General features: G+C 43.5%; 19 protein-coding genes and 1 tRNA gene. 12 read left to right on the top strand and 8 right to left on the bottom strand.

Annotated elements, in window-relative coordinates:
• Window positions 1-75: 75 nt before the first annotated feature.
• Both ACFQZI_RS04520 and ACFQZI_RS04525 read left to right on the top strand, forming a co-directional pair.
• Window positions 76-3,375 (top strand): VCBS repeat-containing protein, encoded by a 3,300-nt coding sequence (locus ACFQZI_RS04520; RefSeq protein ID WP_377138981.1) that lies wholly within the window; start codon window positions 76-78, stop codon window positions 3,373-3,375.
• A 6-nt stretch (window positions 3,376-3,381) separates the two neighbouring features.
• Complete coding sequence (locus ACFQZI_RS04525; protein WP_377138984.1) at window positions 3,382-6,738, top strand: FG-GAP repeat domain-containing protein; 3,357 nt, start codon at window positions 3,382-3,384, stop codon at window positions 6,736-6,738.
• On the opposite strand, the gene ACFQZI_RS04530 is transcribed toward ACFQZI_RS04525, so the two are convergent.
• On the bottom strand, window positions 6,735-7,670 hold the full coding sequence (locus ACFQZI_RS04530; protein ID WP_377138986.1) for a hypothetical protein: 936 nt from the start codon (window positions 7,668-7,670) through the stop codon (window positions 6,735-6,737). The two genes, ACFQZI_RS04525 and ACFQZI_RS04530, sit on opposite strands and share 4 nt — an antisense overlap.
• Before the next feature lie 202 nt (window positions 7,671-7,872).
• Here ACFQZI_RS04530 and ACFQZI_RS04535 point away from each other — a divergent pair, with 202 nt between their 5' ends.
• Complete coding sequence (locus tag ACFQZI_RS04535) at window positions 7,873-9,201, top strand: vanadium-dependent haloperoxidase (protein ID WP_377138988.1); 1,329 nt, start codon at window positions 7,873-7,875, stop codon at window positions 9,199-9,201.
• Window positions 9,202-9,210: 9 nt separating this feature from the next.
• Window positions 9,211-11,244 (top strand): glycosyl hydrolase family 95 catalytic domain-containing protein, encoded by a 2,034-nt coding sequence (locus ACFQZI_RS04540; protein WP_377138991.1) that lies wholly within the window; start codon window positions 9,211-9,213, stop codon window positions 11,242-11,244.
• Window positions 11,245-11,312: 68 nt separating this feature from the next.
• On the opposite strand, the gene ACFQZI_RS04545 is transcribed toward ACFQZI_RS04540, so the two are convergent.
• Window positions 11,313-12,359, bottom strand: coding sequence for an endonuclease/exonuclease/phosphatase family protein (locus ACFQZI_RS04545; RefSeq protein ID WP_377138994.1), 1,047 nt, complete (start codon window positions 12,357-12,359; stop codon window positions 11,313-11,315).
• An 83-nt stretch (window positions 12,360-12,442) separates the two neighbouring features.
• On the opposite strand from ACFQZI_RS04545, the gene ACFQZI_RS04550 reads away from it, so the two are divergent.
• Complete coding sequence (locus ACFQZI_RS04550; protein WP_377138997.1) at window positions 12,443-13,786, top strand: M20/M25/M40 family metallo-hydrolase; 1,344 nt, start codon at window positions 12,443-12,445, stop codon at window positions 13,784-13,786.
• A 23-nt stretch (window positions 13,787-13,809) separates the two neighbouring features.
• Here the strand turns inward: ACFQZI_RS04550 and ACFQZI_RS04555 are convergent, their stop codons facing one another.
• Both ACFQZI_RS04555 and ACFQZI_RS04560 read right to left on the bottom strand, forming a co-directional pair.
• Window positions 13,810-14,916 carry a twin-arginine translocation signal domain-containing protein gene (locus ACFQZI_RS04555; protein ID WP_377139000.1) on the bottom strand — a complete coding sequence of 369 codons (1,107 nt, stop codon included), beginning with the start codon at window positions 14,914-14,916 and terminating at the stop codon, window positions 13,810-13,812.
• 102 nt (window positions 14,917-15,018) lie between these two features.
• Window positions 15,019-15,687 carry a phosphatase PAP2-related protein gene (locus tag ACFQZI_RS04560; RefSeq protein WP_377139003.1) on the bottom strand — a complete coding sequence of 223 codons (669 nt, stop codon included), beginning with the start codon at window positions 15,685-15,687 and terminating at the stop codon, window positions 15,019-15,021.
• 198 nt (window positions 15,688-15,885) lie between these two features.
• Here ACFQZI_RS04560 and ACFQZI_RS04565 point away from each other — a divergent pair, with 198 nt between their 5' ends.
• The 6 genes from ACFQZI_RS04565 to ACFQZI_RS04590 all read left to right on the top strand — a co-directional run bounded on the left by ACFQZI_RS04565 (window position 15,886) and on the right by ACFQZI_RS04590 (window position 20,512).
• Window positions 15,886-16,281 carry a plastocyanin/azurin family copper-binding protein gene (locus ACFQZI_RS04565; RefSeq protein WP_377139006.1) on the top strand — a complete coding sequence of 132 codons (396 nt, stop codon included), beginning with the start codon at window positions 15,886-15,888 and terminating at the stop codon, window positions 16,279-16,281.
• 245 nt (window positions 16,282-16,526) lie between these two features.
• The gene (locus ACFQZI_RS04570; RefSeq protein ID WP_377139009.1) at window positions 16,527-17,702 is read left to right on the top strand and encodes a GAF domain-containing sensor histidine kinase; all 1,176 of its coding nucleotides are present in this window, start codon (window positions 16,527-16,529) and stop codon (window positions 17,700-17,702) included.
• 131 nt (window positions 17,703-17,833) lie between these two features.
• Window positions 17,834-18,772 carry a sugar phosphate isomerase/epimerase family protein gene (locus ACFQZI_RS04575; protein ID WP_377139011.1) on the top strand — a complete coding sequence of 313 codons (939 nt, stop codon included), beginning with the start codon at window positions 17,834-17,836 and terminating at the stop codon, window positions 18,770-18,772.
• A 79-nt stretch (window positions 18,773-18,851) separates the two neighbouring features.
• Window positions 18,852-19,247 carry a hypothetical protein gene (locus tag ACFQZI_RS04580; protein ID WP_377139013.1) on the top strand — a complete coding sequence of 132 codons (396 nt, stop codon included), beginning with the start codon at window positions 18,852-18,854 and terminating at the stop codon, window positions 19,245-19,247.
• A 46-nt stretch (window positions 19,248-19,293) separates the two neighbouring features.
• Window positions 19,294-19,866 (top strand): Crp/Fnr family transcriptional regulator, encoded by a 573-nt coding sequence (locus ACFQZI_RS04585; protein ID WP_377139015.1) that lies wholly within the window; start codon window positions 19,294-19,296, stop codon window positions 19,864-19,866.
• A 202-nt stretch (window positions 19,867-20,068) separates the two neighbouring features.
• On the top strand, window positions 20,069-20,512 hold the full coding sequence (locus ACFQZI_RS04590; protein ID WP_377139017.1) for a carboxymuconolactone decarboxylase family protein: 444 nt from the start codon (window positions 20,069-20,071) through the stop codon (window positions 20,510-20,512).
• Between the two features lie 173 nt (window positions 20,513-20,685).
• Here ACFQZI_RS04590 and ACFQZI_RS04595 read toward each other — a convergent pair whose 3' ends face one another.
• The 4 genes from ACFQZI_RS04595 to ychF all read right to left on the bottom strand — a co-directional run bounded on the left by ACFQZI_RS04595 (window position 20,686) and on the right by ychF (window position 23,620).
• Window positions 20,686-21,027 (bottom strand): hypothetical protein, encoded by a 342-nt coding sequence (locus ACFQZI_RS04595; RefSeq protein ID WP_377139020.1) that lies wholly within the window; start codon window positions 21,025-21,027, stop codon window positions 20,686-20,688.
• A gap of 160 nt (window positions 21,028-21,187) precedes the next feature.
• Window positions 21,188-21,259, bottom strand: a tRNA-Arg gene (locus ACFQZI_RS04600).
• Between the two features lie 104 nt (window positions 21,260-21,363).
• Entirely contained in the window at window positions 21,364-22,371 is a 1,008-nt protein-coding gene (locus ACFQZI_RS04605) for an SDR family oxidoreductase (RefSeq protein ID WP_377139022.1), read from the bottom strand.
• A gap of 145 nt (window positions 22,372-22,516) precedes the next feature.
• The gene (gene ychF, locus ACFQZI_RS04610; RefSeq protein ID WP_377139024.1) at window positions 22,517-23,620 is read right to left on the bottom strand and encodes a redox-regulated ATPase YchF; all 1,104 of its coding nucleotides are present in this window, start codon (window positions 23,618-23,620) and stop codon (window positions 22,517-22,519) included.
• Window positions 23,621-23,814: 194 nt separating this feature from the next.
• Between ychF and mgtE the strand changes: the two genes are divergently transcribed.
• Complete coding sequence (gene mgtE / locus ACFQZI_RS04615; protein ID WP_377139026.1) at window positions 23,815-25,185, top strand: magnesium transporter; 1,371 nt, start codon at window positions 23,815-23,817, stop codon at window positions 25,183-25,185.
• The last annotated feature ends 59 nt before the right edge of the window (window positions 25,186-25,244 follow it).

Raw genomic sequence — 25,244 nt, forward strand, 5'->3', positions numbered from 1 at the left:
CAATTTAGTTATATTTGATTTGATTTTTTTAAACGTAGCGAAGCAATTCGCTACGTTTGTTTTTTGCCCCCTCAGATGATTAAGATAAATTGTTATTTAACCCTTGCCGCAATTGTACTTGGCCTTACTTCCTGCCAAAAAAAAGGCGTGGAAAACCCCTTGTTTTCAAAGCTGGATAACGATAAAATAGGAATTGACTTTGTGAACAAGTTAGATGAACAGGATAAGACCAACGTTTTTAGCTTTCGCAATTACTACAACGGGGGTGGCGTTGCTATTGGGGATATCAATAACGATGGCTTAAATGATATTTATTTAACCTCAAATCAGGGTGGCAATAAATTATACTTAAACAAGGGGAACTGGAAGTTTGATGATATTACAGACAAAGCCAATGTAAACGGAACCAAATATTGGAGCACCGGTGTAACCATGGCCGATGTGAACGGCGATGGCTGGCTGGATATTTACGTTTGCCATAGCGGTAATATTATTGACAGGAAGGGTAACGAGCTTTTTATTAACCAGCACGATGGTACTTTTAAAGAGGAAGCCGAAAAATATGGCTTGGTTGATAATGGCCTGTCAACCCAGTCAATATTTTTTGATATGGATAACGACGGCGACCTTGATTGCTTTGTGCTAAATAACTCTTTCAGGCCTATTGGCTCTTTTGATTTTAGCCAGAACCTGCGCGCTGTGGTTGATGAACTGGGCGGTGCGCGCCTTTACCGTAACGATAATGGCCATTTTACAAATATTACCAAACAAGCGGGCATCTTCTCCAGCGATATTGGCTTTGGCTTAGGCGTATCGGTAGCGGATGTAAATAACGATGGATACCCGGATATCTATGTTTCTAACGATTTTTTTGAGCGCGACTATCTTTATATTAATCAACACAACGGTACTTTTAAAGAAGATATCCAGAATGAGACCGGGCACTTGAGCCTTGCATCTATGGGGTCGGACATTGCCGATATTAACAACGATGGTAACCTGGATATTTTTACTACTGAAATGCTACCTGAAGGCGACAAGCGGTTAAAGCAAATGACCTCTTTTGAATCATACGATGTAATAAAGTTAAAGCAGCACGATGGTTACTTTAACCAGTTCATGCAAAATTGCCTGCAGTTAAATAACGGTGATGGTACTTTTTCTGAAGTAGCATTTAATGCCGGCGTAAGCGCTACCGACTGGAGTTGGGGTGCACTCTTTTTTGATATGGATAACGATGGCTGGAAAGATATTTTTGTATCAAACGGCATCTACAAGGATCTTACCGACCAGGATTACGTGGAGTTTTTGGGCAACCGCGAAAACATGGATAAGATAGCCGAAAAGAAAAAATTCGACTATAAGGATTTTACCAATAAAATGGTTTCGACACCGTTGGTTAACTACGCCTATTTAAATAATCATAATTTAACATTTACCAATAAAACAACCGATTTTGGGTTAGACGAACCTGCTTTTAGCAATGGTGCTGCCTATGGTGATCTTGACGGCGACGGCGATAATGACCTTATTGTAAATAACGTGAACTCACCACTATTTATCTATAAAAGCAATGCCGAGAAACTGCATAACAACTATATTCAGGTAAAACTACAGGGCGATGCACTTAACCGTTTTGGCGTAGGTGCTACAATCAAAGTTTACTCTAAAAATTCATCTATAATATATTATCACCAGCCTACCCGCGGGTTCGAGAGCAGTACCTCGCCAAATTTGCTTACCATAGGTATGGGCAAAGTTAAACAAGCCGACTCTGTACAAATAATTTGGCCCGGTGGTAAGTTCCAAAATGTAAAAAACGTACAAACCAATAAGGTTTACACCTATAAAATTACTGATGCTAACCTCCAATACAACTTTACCAAACCAGCGGTGAAAACACTTTTGGTAGCAGCCGAGAAGACCTTGTTTGATTCAGTACCTAAACATACCGAAGACGGTTTTATCGATTTCGATAATGAACGCCTGATGCTGCAAATGCTATCTACCGAAAACCCATATATGGCTAAAGGGGATATTAATAAAGATGGCTTAGAAGATTTTTACTTTGGTGCTTCAAAAGATAGTCCGGCAGCAATTTATGTTCAGCAAAGAAGCGGAAAATTTAAGCAGTACATACCGCAGGATTTGGAAAAGCAAAGTTATATTGAAAATGCTGGGGCCGCATTTGGCGATTTTGATGGTGATGGGGATGAAGACCTTATAATTGGAGTTGGCGGCAATGCCGAAGAAGCGGGTACTGTAATTTATTACCCCCGTTTTTTTGAGAATGACGGGAAGGGTTATCTGCACCGTAATGCTCAAAAGGCTATTAGGGTTCCTGTTAACGCATCCGTTATTAGCGCTTGCGACTACGATATGGACGGGCATTTGGACCTTTTTATTGGTGGCCGTAGCATACCGGGTACCTATGCCGTGTCGCCAAAATCGTACGTGATGCATAACGACGGCAAGGGCAACTTTACCAATGTAACCCAACAGGTTTTAGGAGCCGATACAAAACCCGGTATGATAACATCTGCACAATGGGCGGATATAGATGGTAATGGCTATCCCGATCTGGTTATTGCGGGTAATTGGATGGGCATTAAAATTTACAGGAACAACAACGGCAAGTTTACGCCTGATAAGGAATTGGAGGGCTATAAAGGCTGGTGGAGCAGTTTGCAAATTGCCGATATTAACGGCGATGGTAAGCTTGATATTATTGCGGGCAACCTTGGGTTAAACTCAAAATTTAAAGCGACTACTGCCGAGCCAATGAAAATCTATGTGAAAGATTTTGATGGTAACGGAACTAAGGAATGTGTTACATCTGTTTACCGTCAGGGCGTGCCATATGTTTTCCACATGAAGCCAGATCTTACCGGGCAAATGCCTATCCTTAAAAAACAATATTTGAAATATGCCGATTACGCCGGTAAGCCATTTAACGAGGTGTTTACCCCCGAAATGTTAGAAGGCGCCGAGGAGCATGAAATGAATTACCTCGCATCGGCAGTGTTTATCAATCAGGGGGGCGGTAAGTTTACGTGCAAGCCCTTGCCATATAATGCCCAGCTGTCGAACGTGAGCACGATTTTGTGCGATGATATTGATAACAGCGGCACGCCTGCAATAATACTCGGCGGTAACTTTTATGGCTTCAAGCCCGAGGTTGGTCGTTTAGATGCAAGTTACGGTACAATTTATAAGTACACTAAAAACGGATTTACTTATATTTCGCCCTCTAAAAGTGGTATGGTGTTAAGCGGGCAAATAAGATCGTCATTAATGTTGAAAAATTCCTCGGGCCAAAAATATTACCTTTTTGGAGTAAATGACGATAAGCTTAAAGCCTATAAACTACGTTAAGCCACTATGCCAAAAGCTAAAAAGAAAAAGCCTGCAGGTAAACCATACATAAAATTTATACTTGTTTGCTGCGTTATACTGGCGGGAGTAGTTATTTATGCTACGCGTAAAAGCAAAAAAAGTGGCGATGGTACATTTAGGCTGTTATCGGCGAGTCAAACAAATATCAATTTTGTAAATCAAAACGTAGTAACAGATTCGGTTAATATATTAGACTACCTCTATTTTTACAACGGGGCGGGAGTAGCATCAGCCGATTTTAATAACGACGGCTTTGAGGATATTTATTTTGTATCAAACCAGGGCCCTAATAAATTATACCTTAACAAAGGCAACCTTAAATTTGAGGATATTACGGCTAAAGCCGGTGTTGCTGGCACCGGTAACTGGAAAACCGGCGTTACTGTTGTAGACATTAATGGCGACGGCCTAAAGGATATTTACGTTTGTGTGGTATCTAACTTTAAAACGTTTAAAGGCAAGAATCAGCTTTATATCAATAACGGTAACCTCACTTTTACCGAATCCGCCGCTAAATACGGATTAGACTTTTCGGGCTTTTCTACCCAGGCATCGTTTGTAGATTACGATAAGGATGGCGACCTGGACATGTTCCTGCTCACTTCATCGGTACATAGTAACGAAACCTATGGCGACTCTACCCTGCGTTTCAAAACCAGCCATGACGCGGGCGACCATCTCTTCCGGAACGATAATAATAAGTTTACAGATGTTACCACAGGCTCGGGTATTTATTCGGCGCCCATTGGCTACGGCCTTGGCGTAAGCGTTGGCGATTTAAATAACGACGGATGGGATGATATTTATGTTAGCAATGATTTTTTTGAACAGGATTATTATTACATCAACCAAAAAAACGGGACGTTTAAGGAGGAGCTAAAAAGCGCATTTGGCCATACCAGTCTCTTTTCTATGGGTAACACCATAAGCGACGTGAATAAGGACGGGCACCTGGATGTAATAAGCACAGATATGCTGCCCGAGGAAATGATGCCGTTAAAAACGACCATAAACGATCAGCCGCTTGATATTTATAACCAGGAGGTAAACTCGGGTTTCCATTATCAGTACTCAAAAAATTGTTTGCAGTTGAATGTGGGCAATGGTAAAAAGTTTGTAGACATAAGCCTGTATTCAGGTGTTTCCGCTACCGATTGGACATGGTCTCCGCTGGTGCAGGATTTTGATATGGATGGCCGTAAAGACATGTTTTTTTCTAACGGCATCAAAAAGCGTTTGAACGATATGGATTACCTGAAATACCTGGGCGACCCTAACGTGATTAAAGATTTTAAAACAAGCCGGTTTTTTGATAAAGAGAAGATTAACCTGATGCCAGATGGCAGCGTGCACAATTACTTTTATCGTGGAGAGGAAGATCTTAAGTTTAGTGATGCATCCGCCGGTAACGATATGCAGGAAGCATCTATATCTGCAGGTACGGTTGCGGTAGATCTGGATAACGATGGCGACCTTGAACTGGTAACCAATAATATGGATGCACCGGCATTTATCTACCAAAACATGACGATGGAAAGCCATGAAAAAAACAAGCCATCGTACCTTAAGCTAAGCGTAAAATACACAAAAGCCAATCCCGATGGAATTGGCACAAAGTTGTATTTACGGTCAGCCGGACAGGTAGATCACCAGGAGATACAAACCAGCACGGCCTATGAAAGTACGCAGGGCAACAACCTGCTGTTTACATTTTTACCCGGCGATAAACCTGTTGAATTACTGGTGCTTTGGCCGGATAACTCTTACCAGGTTATAAAAGATTTTAGCATCGGTAAAAAAACGGTTATTAACTATGCAGAAAATAAAACGCAAAAGGCTATTGATGTTCCCAGCTTAATAAGCAGCTTCATAGGCAGTATTAAGCAATTTACTTATACCGATGTTAAGGCCGATATTATAGCAACGGTGCAGCCGTTTGAAACGCCCGATTTTAATTACTACGGTTTACTGCCCCATAATTACCTGCCGCATAATCCCGCTATTGCAGTTGCAGATGTAAATAATGATGGAATTGATGATATTTATGTGGGGCGAATAACAGGCGAGGACAAATATATTTTGGCCGGTACTAAAGATGGGAATTTCAGCAAGATTACTGTTGAGGCCTTCGCTCCATTTAAACAGCAGGCCGATAACGAAGCGCAATGGGTAGATGTGAACAACGACGGGCTGCCAGACCTGGTTGTGCTAAGCGCCAGCCATCCGTTCATTAGCGCGGGCGAAATTGCGCAGCCACGGCTATATATTAACAAAGGCAATTATAAATTTGAGCACAAAGCATTGCCAAAAATTAACAGTCTTGTATCAAAGATACTGGCTTATGATTTTGACGGCGATGGTAATAAAGACCTTTTTTTGAGTAACAGCGTGTCCTTTTCTGACTATACCAGGCCCGCCACATCAGTTGTGTTGTTAAACAAAGCGAATGGCAACTTTACTTTAGCATCTAAAAACCAGTTTGCCGGGCTAACCGGCATCCGTTACATAACAAATATCTCTACGGCGGATATTGACCATAATGGTGCCGATGATATAATCATAAGCGCGGAATGGCAGCCCGTACAGATCTTCCTGAACAAGAATAAAAAGCTGGTTAAATTTTCATCGCCGTTACTTGATGATCAAAAGGGTTGGTGGCAATCTGCAATTGTTACCGATATTAATGGTGACGGTAAGGCTGATCTGCTGGCCGGCAACTGGGGCGAAAATAACAAGTACAATGTAACCGCAAAGCACCCGCTGTATGCCTATAATGATGATTTAGATAAAGACGGGAAGAACGACCTGATATTATCTTACTTTTATAAAGACAATTATTACCCGTTTCGGCCAAAAAATGACTTGGAACAGGAACTGCCTTATATTAAAAAGGAATTCTTGAGCTATCAAAAAATGGCCGATAAAACCACCGACCAAATATTTAAAGACAAACTCACTGAAAAGGACCGCTTAGTAGCAAACCAGTTTAGCAGTATATATATAAGCGATATTTTAAACGCCCGTGAGGTTAAACCACTGCCATACCTTTACCAGCAAGCACCAATTATAACCTTAATGCCGCTTAATAATAAGCAGCATGATATATTGATAAATGGTAACTTTTGGGGGGTAGTGCCCTACGAGGGTAAATATGATGCATTAGGCCTTGTAACCACGCATTTTGATGAGCAAACAAAACAATTATCTGCGCCTGCGTATTGGCTTAACCCATTACTAAATTCGCAGGAGATATCTCATTTGTACCCGTACAAAAACGCTTCTGGCAATGGTTTTATCATTACCACTTACGATGGTAAACTGATACTGGTTAAAAACAATTAATAACTGGGGTAATATATTTTGGTTATCCATTTGCCCGAATCTGGTTCAGCAAGCCTGTTTGTAAGTAACGAAGCGTAGGGCATAGCTGGAGATTTTAACCCCTTATCCGTTTGGAAGTTTTTAAGTTGGGTAAACGCGTCGTTAACCGTTTTAAAGCCGCCTTTAACGCGTGCAGACAGTAGGTTGCCGCCTTTTGGGAGCTTATTAATTACCGAACCCTTTGCCGGCGTTATCAGTTTATTTATGGGTATGGCAACCATTACCTGGAAACCTTTTTCCATCTGGTGAATATTCAGCATCGGCGAATCTAATTCCAGCGCCTGTTGTTGTTGTACCTGTTTTTTAAGATCGGCTATAAGGCTGTAAACTGTTTTAACTGTTGGGTAGGTACTTGTATTGGTTGTTTTTGCCACCACTATCGGGAATTTTATTTTTTCGGCTACAACCGTTATGCCGTAGATATTGCTGTCTTGCTGCATAAAACTTTTAAAGCGGGCAAGAATGGCATCAATATTTTTGGTGGCGCTCTTAATTTTTAAATATTCGGTTACCCTGCTAACAGGGTTAAGTTGGCTTAACGTTTCGGTAACCCAGGTTACCTTACAAACATCATCGCTGGTTGCCAGGTAGGTAATGGTACCGGGTAAGTTGATGCCTTTTGGATCTATTACCACATCGATCTGCGCGTTGGTATTTTTTTGCAGCAAAAATTCGATGCCATTATAAGTATATAGATCCGGTTGCGAAGAATTATGCTGGCCCGGCCACCATTTGCTCCAGGTTTTTTTATACACCAGGAACTTGGCTACGTTAAGGTCAATAGTACCAACCTCAACATTATGGGTAGTTACTATTTTTTGCGGTATGATAAAGTAAATACCAATGAGTATAACGAGTAATATGCCAAAAAATATGAGTGCCGGTTTTTTCATAAAGATCAGGAAACATTTGACTACGGCGCAAATCGAAATTGCCGTTTTTTTCGGCGTAAAAGTAATTATTTAAGCGCTTTAAAATCAAACAATATATGTATCGAGCTATTAACCGAAAAACCTTATATTAGCCTGTAATACAAGAAAAGCCAATAGGAATACGACTATTCCTTACCTTAAGTTTTCTTAACTAAATTATGATATGAACCGTTTCCTGTTTTTGATTGCAGGTGCAATTTTAATGTTTGCATCCTGCAAGAAAGCCGACTACCAAAAAGTTACCCACGACCCCGAACTTTACCGCACAACCGTAAAAAAACTGAATGATATTGTACTGGAAAACAACTTTCCGCCGGTAATCGCGTCGCGTAATTATGTGTATGCCAATATTGCGGCATACGAAGTTATAGCCGCCGGCGATCCTGAGCACTATCGTTCATTAGCGGGGCAAATCAAACATTTGCCCAAGGCACCACAGCCGCAAAAAGGTAAAGAGATAGATTTTCAATTCGCATCGCTGCTGTCATTTTGCTTTGTTGGTAATGCGGTTACTTTCCCCGAAGGCAGCATGTCTGTTTACGTAGATGAGCTGAAACAAAAAGCTAAGGATGCACGCATGCCGTCGGATGTGTTTGAAAACTCGGTTGCCTACTCAGATAGTGTTGCCAAACATATTATGAAATGGAGCAAGAAAGACCATTACGCGCAAACCCGCTCGGCAAGTAAATATACGGTTACCCGCAAAGATGGCCGCTGGATACCAACGCCGCCAATGTATGCGCAGGCCCTTGAGCCACATTGGGGCGAGATCCGTACCATGGTATTGGATTCGGCAGCGCAGATCCCGGCGCCGGAACCACCTCCTTATAACATGACAGATAAGAACGGTGTATTTTATAAGAGTGTGATGGAAGTTAAAACCCTTGGCGACAGCCTTACGGCCGATCAAAGGCATATGGCCGATTTTTGGGATGATAACGCCTTTAAAATGAATGTGGTAGGCCACGCAATGTATGCCACTAAAAAGTTTGGCCCCGCCGGGCACTGGATGAATATAGCAGGCATAGGTTCAAAACTAAAAAATGCCGATTTTGGTACAACCGTTGCTGCCTACACCAGAGCCTCGATAGCCTTGTTTGATGCCTTTATTAACTGTTGGTACGTAAAATATAAAGCAAATAGCGTGCGCCCCGAAACCGTTATAACCAAACTTATTGACCCTGAGTGGAGGCCGCGCATACAAACCCCGCCATTCCCCGAATATATTAGCGGGCACGCGGTAATATCTGCAGCGGCAGCCGAAACGCTTACCAAAAGTTTTGGCGATAATTTAGCCTATACAGATTCATCTGAAACAGAGTTTGATATTCCTGCCCGTAGCTTTCCTTCATTCAGGGCTGCTGCACAAGAGGCGGCTATGTCGCGCGTTTATGGGGGGATCCATTACAAGAACGCCTGCGTTGCTGGTAGCATGTCCGGCCGTAAAATAGGCGAACTGGTGAACGAAAAATTACAATTTAAAATAAAATAACCGGGCTATATGAAAAAAATGGTATCCCTTTTTGCTTTGGCAGGCCTATTGGCAGTAAATAATGCCTCGGCACAAAGCCCATGGATAATTAAGGCGGATAAGATAGACCCAAACAATTATTACGGCATTACGGCAGCCAATGGTATGATAGGCATTGTATCATCGCCCGAGCCTTTTAAGGTTAAAAATGTAGTGCTTGCCGGGGCTTATGACCTGTATGGCCGTGGCCGGGTTAGTAATTTTTTAAATAGCTTTAACCTGCTTAACATGTACCTGGAGGTTGACGGCAAACGCCTCGACGCCAAAATGGTAAGCAACATGAAACAGGAACTGGATATGCAGCACGCCGCCATGACAACTACATTTGATTATGGCGATAAAGCAAGCATTAAATATACCTACTATTCACTGCGCCAACTGCCCTTTACCGTTTTAATGGATGTTGCTATCACCGCTAAAAAAGCCATTAACATTACTGCCGCCAGTGTAATGGAGGCGCCGGACGCTTTAAAAGAAGTACAAAATTATTATAACGAGATAGACAGGCCGCACGTAACCATCAGCTTGCTAACATCTACGGCTAAATCGCCAACAGGCAAGCTACAGCTTTGCGCTTCAACATCGTTTTTGTTTAACGAAGAGCATGGCAAAGAACCCCGGGTTATACACGAAATGTGGGATAATAACATGCACCTGATGAAGTTTAGCCGTGCTATTACAGCGGGGCAAACTTATAAGTATGGCGTAACCGGGTCGTCTATTACATCGGCACACCATGCCGACCCGCTGAACGAGGCTGAACGTCTAACCATCTTCGCTAAACTGGAAGGGCGCGACAGGTTGGTGCAATTTCATAACAAAGCCTGGGATGAGCTTTGGAAAAGCGATATACAGATAGAAGGCGACCCGCAGGCACAGCAGGATGTACACAGCATGTTGTATCATTTGTATTCTTTCTCTCGCGCAGGTACGGCTTTATCGCCGTCGCCAATGGGCTTATCGGGCTTAGGTTATAACGGCCACGTATTTTGGGATACCGACCTTTGGATGTTCCCGGCTATGCTGGTGATGCACCCTGAGATTGCGAGGTCGATGGTAGAATATCGTTTCGTAAGATTGGAGAACGCGCGTAAAAACGCGTTTTCGCACGGATATAAGGGTGCAATGTACCCTTGGGAAAGCGCCGACACCGGTGTAGAGGAAACACCTGTTTGGGCGCTTAGCGGCCCGTTTGAGCACCACATTAGCGCCGACGTAGCCAACGCTGCCTGGGCTTACTATTGTGTAACCCAAGATAAGCAATGGCTGCGCGACAGGGGTTGGCCCATCTTATCTGCCACGGCCGATTTTTGGGCAAGTCGCGTAGAGCGTAACGGGGCCGGCCATTACGATATTAAAAACGTGGTAGCCGCTGATGAGTGGGCCGAAAATATAGATAATAACGCCTTTACTAATGCTGCCGCAAAAGCTAATTTAATGAATGCCACAGCCGCCGCGCAAATCTTAAATATACAGGCGGACAGCGATTGGGTGAATGTTGCCAATAACATTCCCATACTAAAAATGGCTAACGGTGTAACGCAGGAACATGCCCAATACAAAGGCGAGGGCATCAAGCAAGCCGACGTAAACTTGCTGGCATATCCCCTGAAAACCATAACAGACCCGGCGCAGATCAAAAAGGACCTGGAGTATTACGAAACCCGTGTGCCAAACGAAGGTACCCCGGCCATGACGCAAGGCGTATTTGCCTTGCTTTATGCCCGCCTGGGCGATGGTCAAAAAGCCTACCATTGGTTTAAGGATGCTTATGAACCAAATCTTAACCCACCATTCCGCGTGATAGCGGAAACAAAGGGTGGTACAAACCCATATTTTGCAACCGGCGCGGGCGGTATTATACAGGCTATGCTAATGGGTTTTGGCGGTTTAGATATTACGCCCACGGGCATCACTCAAATTAAAAGTAAGCTACCTGCTAACTGGAAATCGTTAAAAATTATCGGGGTAGGGGTAAATAAAGCTACCTACACAGTTAAATAAAAGCAAAGAGAGACGCGTACATCGCGTCTCTTTTTTATGTTAATTAAATGTAGCTCTCTGTTTTTCTGTTAAACTTTTTCTTTCTTTTCCTCTGCTTCCTCTATGTCATCCGTATCAGCTTTTATGGGTTGCTGTTGCTGATAGGCGTTATCATCCAGTTGGATATCTAAAAAGAACGGAAAATGGTCTGAACCATAATTAGATAGCCTTTTTATTTTGTTTAGTTTAAAATGGCGTGATATAAAGGCGTGGTCTAATGGGAAACGGATAAAAAAGTAATGCGCGTGGAATGAGTTAAAAAAGCCACGGCCGCGCCTTGGGTCGAGCAGGCCGCTCATTTTTAAGAATAGTTCGGTCGTATGGCTCCAGGCCACATCATTCAGGTCGCCGGCTACAATTACCGGTAAGTTGCTTTCTTTGGCAAGGTCGGCAATTAACAATAACTCCTTGTCGCGTTCGGTCGATCTTACATTTTCTGCAGGTACAGGCGGGGTTGGGTGCACCGCATATAATTGCACCATTTGCCCGTTGTTTAGTGTTACTTTAGTATGTATGGATGGTATATCAGCTTCTACCAAATACTTAACATGTGTATCATCAAGCTTAAGTTTAGAGTATAGCAACATGCCGTAGGTGTTTTCTAACGGCACCCTAATGAAATGTGGATGGTCTTTTTCCAGGCTTCTGGTTTCGGTGTCCCAGTGGTTATCGGTTTCCAATAATATCACCACATCTGGATTAGCGGCGGCAATTACCTTTAAGCAGCCTTTAACATTTGTGTTATACTGGTAAACATTGGCTATCATAATACAAATGCTGCGCGCATCATCCTTAGGCCCGGCTTTTAACACTTGTTTTGCCGCTACTGGGGTAAATGGGTAAATAAGCCACAACAGGTAAACAATGTTTATATCCAAGGCTATCATTACAGCGTATTTTACCGGATTATCTCCGGTGTATAGCCAGGCTAAAAGTATTACTGCAACTATATTTAAAAAAAGTTTTTGAAGGCGCGGGTAGTCAAACACTCTAAAGATCCAGTAATCGTTTCTTACCAGTGGCAGTAAGGTAAAAACAAGCAGGATGCAAGAGAATATTATTAAGACAAGGTTCATTGATCTGTATATAGGGCAGCAAGATAAACAGATAAATATAAATTTCATTTACCTGCAGCAATTGTATTTTATAACTTGCTGTCATGAAACGTATCTGCCTGTTTATTATTTCACTGGTAACCATCTCCGCATCGGCACAAACTACCGTAAAGCAAGATGCTACCATCAAACAAATGATTGATGAGGTATCGTCAAAAAATATTGAAGCCATTGTGCGTAAACTGGTAAGTTTTAAAACCCGGCATACCCTAAGCGACACTGTAAGCAAAACCGAAGGTGTTGGGGCGGCGCGTAACTGGATAAAAGCCGAATATGAACGATACGCGGCTGCATCCGGTGGGCGAATGAGAGTGCAATTTGATGAGTTTATACAACCTAAAGGAAACCGTATAGATAAACCAACGCCCATGAAAAATGTGCTGGCGGTATTAAAAGGAACGGATACTGTGGATAAACGAGTTTACATTGTATCCGGCCATTACGATTCAAGGGTGACGGATGTGATGAACGTTAAAGACTTTGCCCCCGGCGCTGTTGATGATGCATCTGGCACAGCGGTTTCTATGGAGCTGGCGAGGATAATGGCTAAACGATCGTTCCCGGCAACAATTATATTTATGGCCGTGGTAGGCGAGGAGCAGGGCCTTTACGGTTCTACCAACGTTGCCAAACGTGCCAAAGCCGAGGGGTGGCAGATTGATGCCATGCTGAATAATGATATTGTAGGCAATACATACGGCATGGAAACCGGGTTGAAAGATAACCGCAGCGTACGCGTATTTAGTGAGGGTGTGCCTGCTGCGGAAACTGAAAAACAGGCGGCTACCCGTAACTCGGTAGGCGGTGAAAACGATAGCCCGGCCCGTGAGTTGGCCCGTTACACCAAAGTAATCGCCGAGCGTTATGTAGAGCAATTGGATGTTAAGTTGATTTACCGCCGCGACCGTTACCTGCGCGGCGGCGACCATACCCCATTCTCCCAACAAGGCTACACCGCCATCCGCATTACCGAAATGAATGAAGATTTTAACCGCCAACACCAGGATATCCGCAAAGAAAACGGTGTTGATTACGGCGACCTGCCCGATTTTGCCGATTACGATTACACCCAAAAAGTAGCCCGTATGAACCTGTCAGTGTTGGCAAACCTTGCCATGGCACCGGCGTCGCCACAAAACGTAGGCATTATTACCAGCGGTCTCACTAATAAAACGCAGCTAAAATGGGATGCTCCAAAAGGCAAAGCACCCGCAGGCTATTATGTGCTGATGCGCGAAACCATTAGCCCGTACTGGGAAAAGAAGTTTTGGGTAACCGGCACATCGGCTAATATTGGCTACTCAAAAGATAATTACCTGTTTGCCGTACAATCCGTTGACGCTGATGGACATGAAAGTTTACCGATATTTCCTAAGCCGGTGAGGTAGGATTGCATACGGGCTGTAACCGTCTACACCCTCGTCAACTTCACCGGTGCGGTGTGGTTGGCGTTCCATTGGCAAACGTAAACGTTCTTGTCTTCGTCAATGCAAACGTCGTGGCCGTGCATGAAAACCGGGTTATTGGCTTGCAGGGTCTGCTGCAATACCCCGTTCTTGTAAACAGGTGCTGCCCCGCCCGGATTCGAGATCACCTTGTTATTTTTATCCAGTATTGTCACAAAGCCCGATCTGTCGAACTGCTTGCCTTCGGCGTTTTTAGACCAGCATACGCCGGCGTAAATGTTATCGCCGTTGACAACCGCGCGGCAAACATACATCCCCGGCAGGTCTATCCGTTTTATGAACTTACCATCAAGCGTAAATACTTTAAAGCAGTTTTCCTCACGCGAGGTGCAGATGAGAGTAGGATTATTCTTATCGCGGGTATCAACTGTTACGCCATGCGCATTGCGCAGGTTATGCTCGGGGTTGGTATTGTTATGCCCGCCAAAGTGACGGATGTATTGCCCTTTTGCATTGTATTGAATGATGTAATCAGACCCGTAACCATCTGCCACATAAATATCACCGTTGGGCGCAACAGCGGTTTCGGTAGGTTTAAAGGGCTCGGAATCTTTATAAATGCCAATGGTGCGCGGGTGGCCAATAGCAAATATCAGCTTGCCATCAACAGTAGTTTTTAACACCTGGCCCGATTGGCCGTAGGTATTGCCTGTGCGGTCTAAAGCCCAGCCGCAATCGGTTAGCAACAAAAAATCTTCGCCGCCTTCTTTGCTTATGGTTAACCCGTGCCCGCCCGGTAAGGCAGTTCCCCAATGATCCAGCAACTTGCCCGATCTGTCAAACACCAGTACATTGTTTTGAGTATGGTCGCCAAGCATAATAAGGCGGCCTTTGCTGTCCTGTACCATCTCGTGGCAGTTAGCCAGCGGAGTGCTGGTAACGCTTATTTTGGCCCAGTTTTGATCAACTTTATAAGTGAACCCATTATGACCTATCAATTGCTCATCGGGCTGTTTATCTTTATGTAATATAGCAAAGCCTTTTGCAGGTATGGCAGCAGCTGCAGATACTATGGCGGTATTCTTTATAAAATTCCTTCTCGAATTTTCCATTTGATAAAAATGTTAATTTGTTCGGACATTTTAAAATAATATTATAGCTATTACCACCCTGTTTATCATGGTAAGATGTTTGTTTATCGGCGGGGGATAGGCTTAGTTCTCGCTGTTTTTCAGCGTATGCAGCTTTAAAACTTTGCGTACACCCAAAAAGATTAGGTAGACGAAAACAGGTGCCGCAACCACATCAACAGTATAATGTATGTGCTGTACAAGCAGCAGCACCATTACGGCTACTATAGATATAAACCCAATTATCTTATCGTTACGTTTCTCTAGGCAAAGAAATATAAGCACCAGGGTAGATGTATGGCCCGAAAAGAACAGGTCGCGGGTAATAATGGTATTACCGTAAAATATACCGGTAAGCGGGTCTACAAGGTGAATGAGGCCAACGGGCGGGTCAAGCGCAACAAAGTATATAGTTAGCATCCGGGCAATGTTGATGAATATCAACGTCCACACATAATGAATGTAAATAACGGGGTTATAGAGCGCGCGGATAAATATCAGCGTGGCCATACCCCAAATAATAGCAAATATGGGGATAGAAACATCATAAGGGGGGATGTGGGCCAAAACCCAATCGTTAAGTACAACGCCTTTACGATTTTGTATAATGCTGAAATAAATGGGTAATGACGATAGCAGGATAGCTATGATGAAGGAACCTATTAATAATTTATCACGTTTTTTGGGCGATTGAAGGGCAGCAATCCACGCTTGTTTTATAGAAGGTTTACCTAATTCCGTCACTATATACATTAATTAAGGGAGCGCAAATTTACGAAAACCCCTAATATTAATTAAAGGTTGATTGAATATTACACTTTTGTTAGAATAGACTGTATTTTAAAAAGTTGTTACTGTTCTCAAAAAAAGCCCGGTTAAAAAGTTTGTCGACCTAAAGCAACCATCCCTTAATTGCGGGCGTAATCATATTAAACATTAAAACCATTTAATATGAAAAAGTACATCTTAGGGATATCTTTTATGGTTGCCGTAATTGTTATGGGCATCGCCGCCTGTTCAAAATCGGGCAGCGATCCGGCGCCTTCAACACCTAACACGCCCACCAATCCAAACAACCCGTCAAATCCTGCTACCGGTGGGGCATCGGTAACAATTTCGGGCTTTGCCTTTTCTCCTGCAAGCGTAACTATCAAAGCAGGCGAGGCAGTAAAATGGACCAATAGCGATGCTGCTCCACATACCGCAACGGATGTTAACGGTTCTTTTGACAGCGGCACCTTAAACCAGTCGGCCACGTACTCGCATATATTTGCAACCGCAGGTACTTATACTTACAAATGTATTATCCATTCTACCATGGCAACTGCTACCGTTGTGGTACAATAATATTTGTTGTGATTTAGATAGATGAGCATCCGCCGTATAAGATTGGGGGGAATCTTTGGCGGTGCTCACTGTTTATATCCGGCCTTGGCCGGATGTTTTTATTTTTGAGTAGCTATAACTTCAGAACTTTGAGGAATAATTTCGGCAGTTGTATTGTTTTTTGACAACTTTTTGTATTAAAAGTACGTAATTAGTTGCGATCTAAATTTTTAATGATGCACAATTTGCCGATACCAGAAAATGAAATGGAGAGGATCATTAGTCTGTCTGACTATGACCTTGATTATACAAGTTTCCAGGATAGTTTTAAAGACCTGGCAAAATTAGCCGCCAAAGTTGCCGGTACCGAAATATCACTTATCAATCTTATAGATTCTTTTACCCAATGGACAATAACCAACCATGGTTTAGATATTGAGCAGATGCCGCGCGAGGAATCTGTTTGCCAGTACACCATTGCCAGGCGGGACGATCATTTTGAGGTGCGCGATCTAAAAGCCGATGAACGTTTTAAGGATAAATTTTATGTTGCCGATGAACCAAGCCTGCGCTATTATTACGGTATCCCGCTAAAAACGAATGAAGGCCATAATCTTGGTGCATTGTGCATGCTGGATAAAGACCTAAAGACTTTATCACCCGAAAAGATAGAACTGTTAAAGATCATAGCCGATGAGATAGTTAACCGCCTTAACGCTCACCGCCTGATAAACGGCCTTAAAACAAAATTGCATGAGGCCAACGAAACCAAAAAGAAGGTAGCTCATGACATCCGCGGGCCATTGGGTGGTATTATTGGCCTTGCGCAGGTAATAAGCGAGCAGGGGCATGAGAATGAGATAGAAGAGGTGCTGGAGTTTATTGACCTCATACAGCGTAGCGGGCGGTCGTTACTGGAACTTGCCGACGAGATACTGACAGCTGACAAACGTGCCCAGCGAGACCTGAAAGCCGATGAATTTAATCTGGTGGTTTTTAAAGATAAGCTGGAGAAACTGTACACGCCGCAAGCTATTAACAAGAAGATAACTTTTACCGTAAATACATCGGTAAATTCATCTACCATACCATTCGCTAAAAATAAGCTGCTGCAAATAACTGGTAACCTTATATCTAACGCCATAAAATTTACTCCGGTAAATGGAAAGGTAACTGTTGACCTGAGCCTCAAGATAGAGGAAACACAAAACCTGCTGCAAATAAACGTAACAGACACGGGAGTAGGCTTAAGCCAGGAAGCTATTGATACCATATTGAGCGGCAAAGCGCAATCTACAGGCGGTACAAGCGGCGAACAAGGCTACGGTTTTGGTCTGGCGCTTGTAAAGCATCTGGTTGATAGCCTGAAAGGTACCATGCATATTTATTCGCAACAGGGTAGCGGCGCTAATTTCGAGATTGTATTGCCGCAGGAGCAATAAGCAGGTGATGTTTGAAGTTGCATTTACATAGGAGCTGCCAAGCTAACAGGTAAAACTTTTAATACATGATTTAGCGGATGTTATAAATTAATAACTTTAAGCAATCCACAAACATCCAACCGTATTAAATTATGACAAAGCAAACCATGAGCAGGCGCAAGTTTATTGCTACCGGGGCTATAGCGGCAACCGGGGTATTGTTCCTTTCAAAATTATCTTTAGCCAATTCGATTTTAAGCGGGTTTGCTAAACCAAACTCGCTCATAAACGGCGTGCAGATAGGGGTAATAACCTATTCGTTCCGCAGCATGCCGGGTACAGCCGAAGATTTGCTTAAATACTGCATTGATTGTAATATCAACGCCATAGAGTTAATGGGCGATGCCGCCGAAGCCTATGCAGGAGCGCCAAAGCGCGAACAAGGCCAAAACTGGAGCGACTTTGCCCCAAAACTGGCCGAATGGCGGGCAAACGCAACTATGGATAAGTTTAAAGAACTGCGTAAAATGTATAATGATGCCGGTGTTAGCATCTACGCATGGAAGCCAAACGCGCTCGGCGTTAAAAACACCGATGCCGAAATTGAGTATGCTTTTAACGCGGCAAAGGCTTTAGGCTGTAGCCATGTAACCGTTGAACTGCCAGACGAAGCCCAAACCAAGCGGCTTGGCGATCTGGCAACCAAACATAAAATGATGGTAGGTTACCATGCTCACACACAAGCCACTCCAACGTTGTGGGATGCTGCTTTGGCACAATCGAAATATAACGGCATTAACCTTGACATTGGGCACTATGCATCGGGTACAAGCAGCAGCCCCGTACCTTTTATTGAAAAATACCACGACCACATTACCAGCATGCATATTAAGGACCGTAAATTTAATAATGGGCCAAACGCGGTATGGGGTCAGGGCGATACGCCTATAAAAGAGGTGCTTGCGTTGATGAAAAAAAATAAATACAAGTTCCCGGCTACGATAGAGTTGGAATATAACATCCCCCAGGGATCTGATGCGGTTAAGGAAGTAAAGGCCTGCCGTGCTTACGCTGTCGATGCTTTAAAATAATTGTAACGCTGCGATGAAAAATGGCGTCTATTGGTTTATAGACGCCATTTTTATTATCACTATTATTTACATTCGCCACATGAAAAAACTACTTTATCTTTCTTTAATAGCCTTTATTGGCAGCAGCTGCAGCTATACTGTTTATGATATGAGCAAGGGCGAATTGCCTATTGCTAAGAAAAGTACTTACAAAGTAGAGTATACATCTGAGATACCGGATGGTACAACCGCCCTTATATCATACCAGGATGTAAACAACGTAAGGCATATAGAAGAACATCATAAGGGTAATTTTAACAAGGCGGTAGAACTACCATCCGGGCAAAACGTAAAGCTTACGGTTGATGTAAAACTACCAAAAACAAGCCCTGCAAGCCAGTTGGTAACCACCATTAAGGTTGATGGCGAAGTTGTTGATACCAAAACCCAGACAGGCAAAAAGGTATTATACCGGTTTGAGTTTAAGCTGCCATAATAATATCAATAAGGATATATCAGACTATTATTTAAATTAGCACCTGATGTATCCGCAATTACTCGCCCATATTAAACGCCTGGTGCAGCTTACCCCACAGGAAGAGCAGATGCTTTGCGATGCGGTAGAACTTAAGAAGTTTAAAAAGAAGGAGATCATCCTGGAGCCGGGGCAGCATTGCAAGGGGGAATACTTTGTGCTTAGCGGGCTGTTGCGCCAATATTATGTGAACGCCAAACTTAATGAGCAGATAGTACAATTTGCCCTAGAGAACTGGTGGATAGCCGATCATGACAGTATTGTTAACCAAGTACCTGCAGGTACTTATATCCAAACCATAGAGGCATCAGAGGTATTGTTGCTGCATAACCGCGATAAAGGACCGCTACTGGAGCAGATTCCTAAATTAGATACTTACTTTAGGCTAACCATGCAAAGGGCGTTCATCGCCTCGCAGCGCCGCATAGGCTTCCTGTTTAACCAAACGGATGAAGAGCGTTACCGGTACTTTACCTCGCAGTTCCCCGGTTTTGTGCAGCGCGTACCGCAATATATGCTGGCCTCATACCTTGGCTTCACCCCGCAATTTTTAAGCAGGATAAGAGGGAAGAAAAGTTGATTAGTGATTGGTTAATTAGAGATTAGTTGTTCCTGGTAAATAATTTGAAATAAATTAAACAACAATACTCATATAACATTTCCTCTAATCTCTAATCTCTAATCTCTAATCTCTAATCAACCACTCTCAATTTCTTAAACTCAGTTCATTTTTTGAGAGGGTGTTCGTTTGCAACTTTGTCTTAACAAAAAACAAAGAGACAATGAAAAGGACAAACATTTTAACCACACAGCCAGATGCTTATAAAGCGATAATGGCTTTAGAGAATTTCGTTATTAGCAGCGAGATAGAACCTATTCACAAAGAGCTGATAAAACTGCGTTCGTCACAAATAAACGGTTGCGCATACTGCCTTGACATGCACAGTAGGGATGCGCGCAAATTAGGCGAAACCGAGCAGCGTATTTACACACTAAGCGCCTGGAGGGATACGCCATTCTTTGACGAAAAGGAGCAAGCGATACTGGCTTTAACAGAAGAAGTGACCATGATAAGCAACGGCGGGGTGTCCGACGAGGTATATGATAAAGCTACCGAGCTGCTGGGCGCTAAATACGTAGGGCAAGTTATTATCGCAATCATTACTATTAACGCCTGGAACAGGATAGCCATCAGCTCGCACTTTCAGCCCGCGTTGCAGAAGTAATTCATGTTCACGATTTGTTAATAGTTATTAGAACATGAACGCCTGATTATTAGCTAATTGCAGACGTATAGGTGGTCGTGTTGCGTGAACGTGAACACTGCCTGAATGCTATGTGTAACAAGAAAGCCGCTTATTGATGTAAGCGGCTTCTTGTATTTTTATGCCAGTTCTGCTTATTTATAAGCAGACACGTGTGTAGTTTTGATGCTAAATACAAAGGTTTTTCCTACGCTTATTTTAACATTTTTATCCTGGATCATCTCCTTGATGGCATCATCTGTTCTTAATGCTTCATACAAATCACGGGCTACAGCAGAGCCGCTGATATTGTTAATTACTTTACCATTTTCCATTGAGAGACTAAACGTGTAACCAGATTTACCCCTGTCGCCCGCCGACTCGAAATCGGTTATATTAAGTTTAAAACTTTGATCTTCATTCAAACTTCTTTTAAGATGCAGGCGAATAACCGGAATATATTTTCTCCAGGTTGTTAAATATTTTCTTTCTTCCATGTGCGGGTAAAGGTAGCCTAATTAATCGGCTACCTTTGCTATTCCCTTTTTTATCTGCTAACCAAGGGATGCACAGGGAATTAAAATCGTAAGTTCATTAAACACAAATTGGTTTGATACAAAAAACCGCCTTAAAATTAATTAAGACGGTTTATATAAGTGTCCACGATGAGATTCGAACTCATATCGACGGCTTCGGAGGCCATAATTCTATCCATTGAACTACGAGGACGATGTTTGCGCAAATATAGAATTATTTAGGGTTACTTATTCAGCACAATATAAAAAGCCCGGGTTGCTTGTATGCGCCCGGGCTTTTAAACGATTGCCGTTCTGTTATGGCATTCCTGCACCCCCAGTAGATCCATAGATCTGGCCGGTGGCATAGCTTGCGTCTGCAGCAGCTAACTGCACATAAATAGAGGCAAGTTCGGCCGGCTGGCCGGGGCGCCCCATAGGCGTTTGTCCGCCAAATTGCTTAAGCTTTTCCTGCGTGGCTCCGCCGCTCACCTGTAGTGGTGTCCATATAGGGCCGGGGGCAACGCCGTTTACACGAATTCCTTTTGGTGCCAATTGTTTGGCTAAGGACCTTACGTAGTTTGTTGTAGCCGCCTTGGTTTGCGCGTAATCGTACAGATCGCCGGATGGGTCGGTTGCTTGTTCAGACGTTGTGCCAATAATGGCCGAACCCGGTTTTAAATAAGGCAATGCTGCTTTTATGGTCCAGAATGGAGCGTAGATATTGGTTTTCATGGTCCAGTCAAACTGCTCGGTGCTAATGTCAAGTATCGAGGCATGGGTTTGTTGGCGGCCTGCGTTATTCACCAATATATCCAGTCCGCCCAACTGTTTAGCGGCATCGTCAACCATCCGTTTGCAAAAAGCTTCGTCGCGCAGGTCGCCCGGTATGGCAACTGCCTTGCGGCCGGCTGCTTTTATTAAGGCTATCACCTGGCGGGCATCTTCCTCTTCGGCAGGCAGGTAGTTTATGGCGACATCGGCACCCTCGCGGGCATAAGCAATCGCCGCTGCGCGCCCCATGCCCGAGTCGCCACCGGTAATTAAGGCTTTGCGGCCGGCCAACCGGCCCGAGCCTTTGTAGCTTTTCTCACCATGGTCCGGCACAGGATCCATTTTGCTTGCCAGGCCCGGCCACGGCTGCGATTGCCCGTTAAATGGTGGTTTCGGGTATTTGGTTTGCGGGTCTTCCAGCCCTTGTGAGGTGTTGGCATTTGCTGATAGGGTGCCGGTTGCTCCTAAAACCGGCGAAACCGCTGCCGCGGCCAGCCCTGCGCCAAGGCCTGTTATTACAGTTCTGCGGCTTATTTTGTTATCGTTATCCATGAGTTTATTTTCGTTATAGTATAAAATAATAACCCATGGTTTTTGATTTAGTTTTAACCCATCCAATAAAATCGGCAACAAAAAAGCCGCCGTTAATTAACGGCGGCTATCAATATCTTGCGAGTACCCTTTTCGGGGGCGACGCTTACACGTTAAACCTAAAGTGCATAATATCGCCATCTTGCACAATGTAGGTTTTACCCTCTACGGCCATTTTACCATTTTCTTTTATTACCGCTTCAGACCCGTTGAATTTTACAAAGTCATCGTATTTGATAACCTCGGCACGGATAAAGCCTTTCTCAAAGTCGGTATGGATAACACCCGCGGCTTGCGGGGCGGTAAAGCCTTTGGTAATGGTCCAGGCGCGTACTTCCTGCACACCTGCGGTAAAGTAGGTGGCAAGGTTAAGCAAGCTGTAAGCAGCCTTAATAAGCTTGTTAACACCAGACTCGGTCAGGCCTAAATCACTCAAAAACTCCTGGCGCTCCTCAAATGATTCCAGTTCGGCTATCTCAGCTTCTATCTGGGCAGATATAACAAGTACTTCTGCACCTTCTTCTTTAGCTACGGCCCTTACTTTTTCTACGTAAGCATTACCGGTAGCTACCGAAGCCTCATCAACATTACAAACATACATTACCGGTTTTGAGGTGAGCAACCAAATATCCTCGATATATACTTTGTCCTCTTCGGCAACAGGGGCGGTGCGTGCGCTTTTACCTTCAAGTAAATGGTTTTTGTAAACGGTAAGCACATCATAGGTTTTTTTAGCCTCTTTATCGCCGCCGGTTTTAGCCATCTTCTCTACCTTCTGAATCTTTTTATCTATCGATTCAAGGTCCTTCAACTGCAATTCGGTATCTATGATCTCTTTATCGCGGATAGGGTCTACCGAGCCATCTACGTGTATCACGTTATCGTTATCAAAACAACGCAAAACATGTATAATAGCATTGGTTGCACGGATGTTTGCCAAAAACTGGTTACCCAAACCCTCGCCTTTGCTGGCGCCTTTAACAAGGCCGGCAATATCCACTATCTCAATAACATTCGGAACAATGCTTTTTGGGTTAACAATCTCTGTTAATTTTGTAAGGCGTTCATCGGGCACGGTAATTACCCCTACGTTTGGCTCTATGGTACAAAACGGAAAATTTGCCGCCTGCGCCTTGGCATTTGATAAACAGTTAAAAAGTGTAGACTTGCCCACGTTTGGCAAACCCACTATACCACATTGTAAACCCATTTTATTTATTTAGTTGATTGGTGAGTGGTTGATGAGGTGAATGGTTAACCACTCACTGCTAACTTAATCAACCACTCACTTTTAAAGCCGCAAAGATAACAGAAAAAAAGGCTTGTAATTTGAAAAAATAAACGACTTTTGCCAGCGACACAAAAGGCGGCAAAATAGGTTAATAACATGTAAAAACAGGGCTTATGGAAGAGATGGTTGAGCAAATAGAATTACTACTGGAGCAAGAAGATACCACGCAGCTGCAGGAATATTTGAACAACCTCAATATATCTGACGTTGAAGAGCTTATAGACGAGCTGCCCGAGCATGGCCCTAAATTTATTGAGATATTATCTATTAACCGCGCGGTTAACGTGTTCCGTATCCTCGATTTTCCTACACAGGAACGCATCATCAAAAAACTTCCCGGTAAAAAGGTAAGCGAGATCATAAACGAACTGCCGCCAGATGACCGTACCGCATTTTTTAGCGAATTACATGGCGATGCCGTAACTAAACTTATTCTTCATTTATCGCCGGCCGACCGTAAAGAGGCACTTTCTCTCTTGGGTTATAAAGAGGACAGTGTTGGCCGTTTGATGACGCCCGATTACATTGCCGTTAAAAAAAGCTGGGATGTAACCCGTGTGCTGTCGCACATTCGCCGCTACGGTAAAAACTCCGAAACTATTGATGTTATATATGTAATAGGCGAGAACGGTAAGCTGCTGGACGACATTCGCATCCGCGAGATCTTGCTGGTAGCGCCCGAAACTAAAATAAGCGACCTGATGGATGGACGCCTTATAGCCCTTAGTGCTAATGACCCACAGGAAGAAGCCATTAACGTGTTTAGGATGAATAACCGTACCGCTTTGCCCGTAACCGATGAGGACGATATATTGCTGGGCATTGTAACGGTAGACGATATACTTTGGATAGCGAATGAAGAATATACCGAAGACATCCAAAAAATTGGTGGTACCGAAGCTTTAGATGAGCCTTATCTTGATATAAATATTTTTAGGTTGGTAAAGAAACGTGTGAGCTGGCTTATTGTACTTTTTTTGGGCGAGATGCTTACCGCGACAGCTATGGGTCACTTTGAAAATGCCATTGCCAAGGCGGTAGTTTTGGCCTTGTTTGTGCCACTAATTATATCAAGCGGGGGCAATAGCGGCTCGCAGGCATCAACACTTATTATACAGGCGATGGCCCTTGGCGAGGTAACCATTGCCGATTGGTGGCGTGTAATGCGCCGGGAAATTATATCGGGCTTGTTGTTGGGTACAACACTGGGTATAATTGGCTTTATGCGAATATACGTGTGGACGCTTTTTAGCGATATATACGGCCCGGATTGGATGACGGTTGGCTTTATAGTAGGCATCGCCCTTGTGGGGGTAGTGCTTTGGGGGTCGTTAGCGGGATCGATGTTGCCTTTACTGTTAAAAAAGTTAGGCGCCGACCCAGCCACTTCATCCGCCCCGTTTGTGGCAACGCTGGTTGATGTTACCGGTCTTATCATATACTTTACTATAGCGGTTATGTTTATGCCGGGCATAAATCATTAGCGCAGATTTTCAAAGTAAATATTAGTTTATTTATTGTTTCGGTTTAGGGAATTTCTATC

The organism is Mucilaginibacter lutimaris (genome assembly GCF_042676625.1).
Taxonomy (GTDB): domain Bacteria; phylum Bacteroidota; class Bacteroidia; order Sphingobacteriales; family Sphingobacteriaceae; genus Mucilaginibacter; species Mucilaginibacter lutimaris.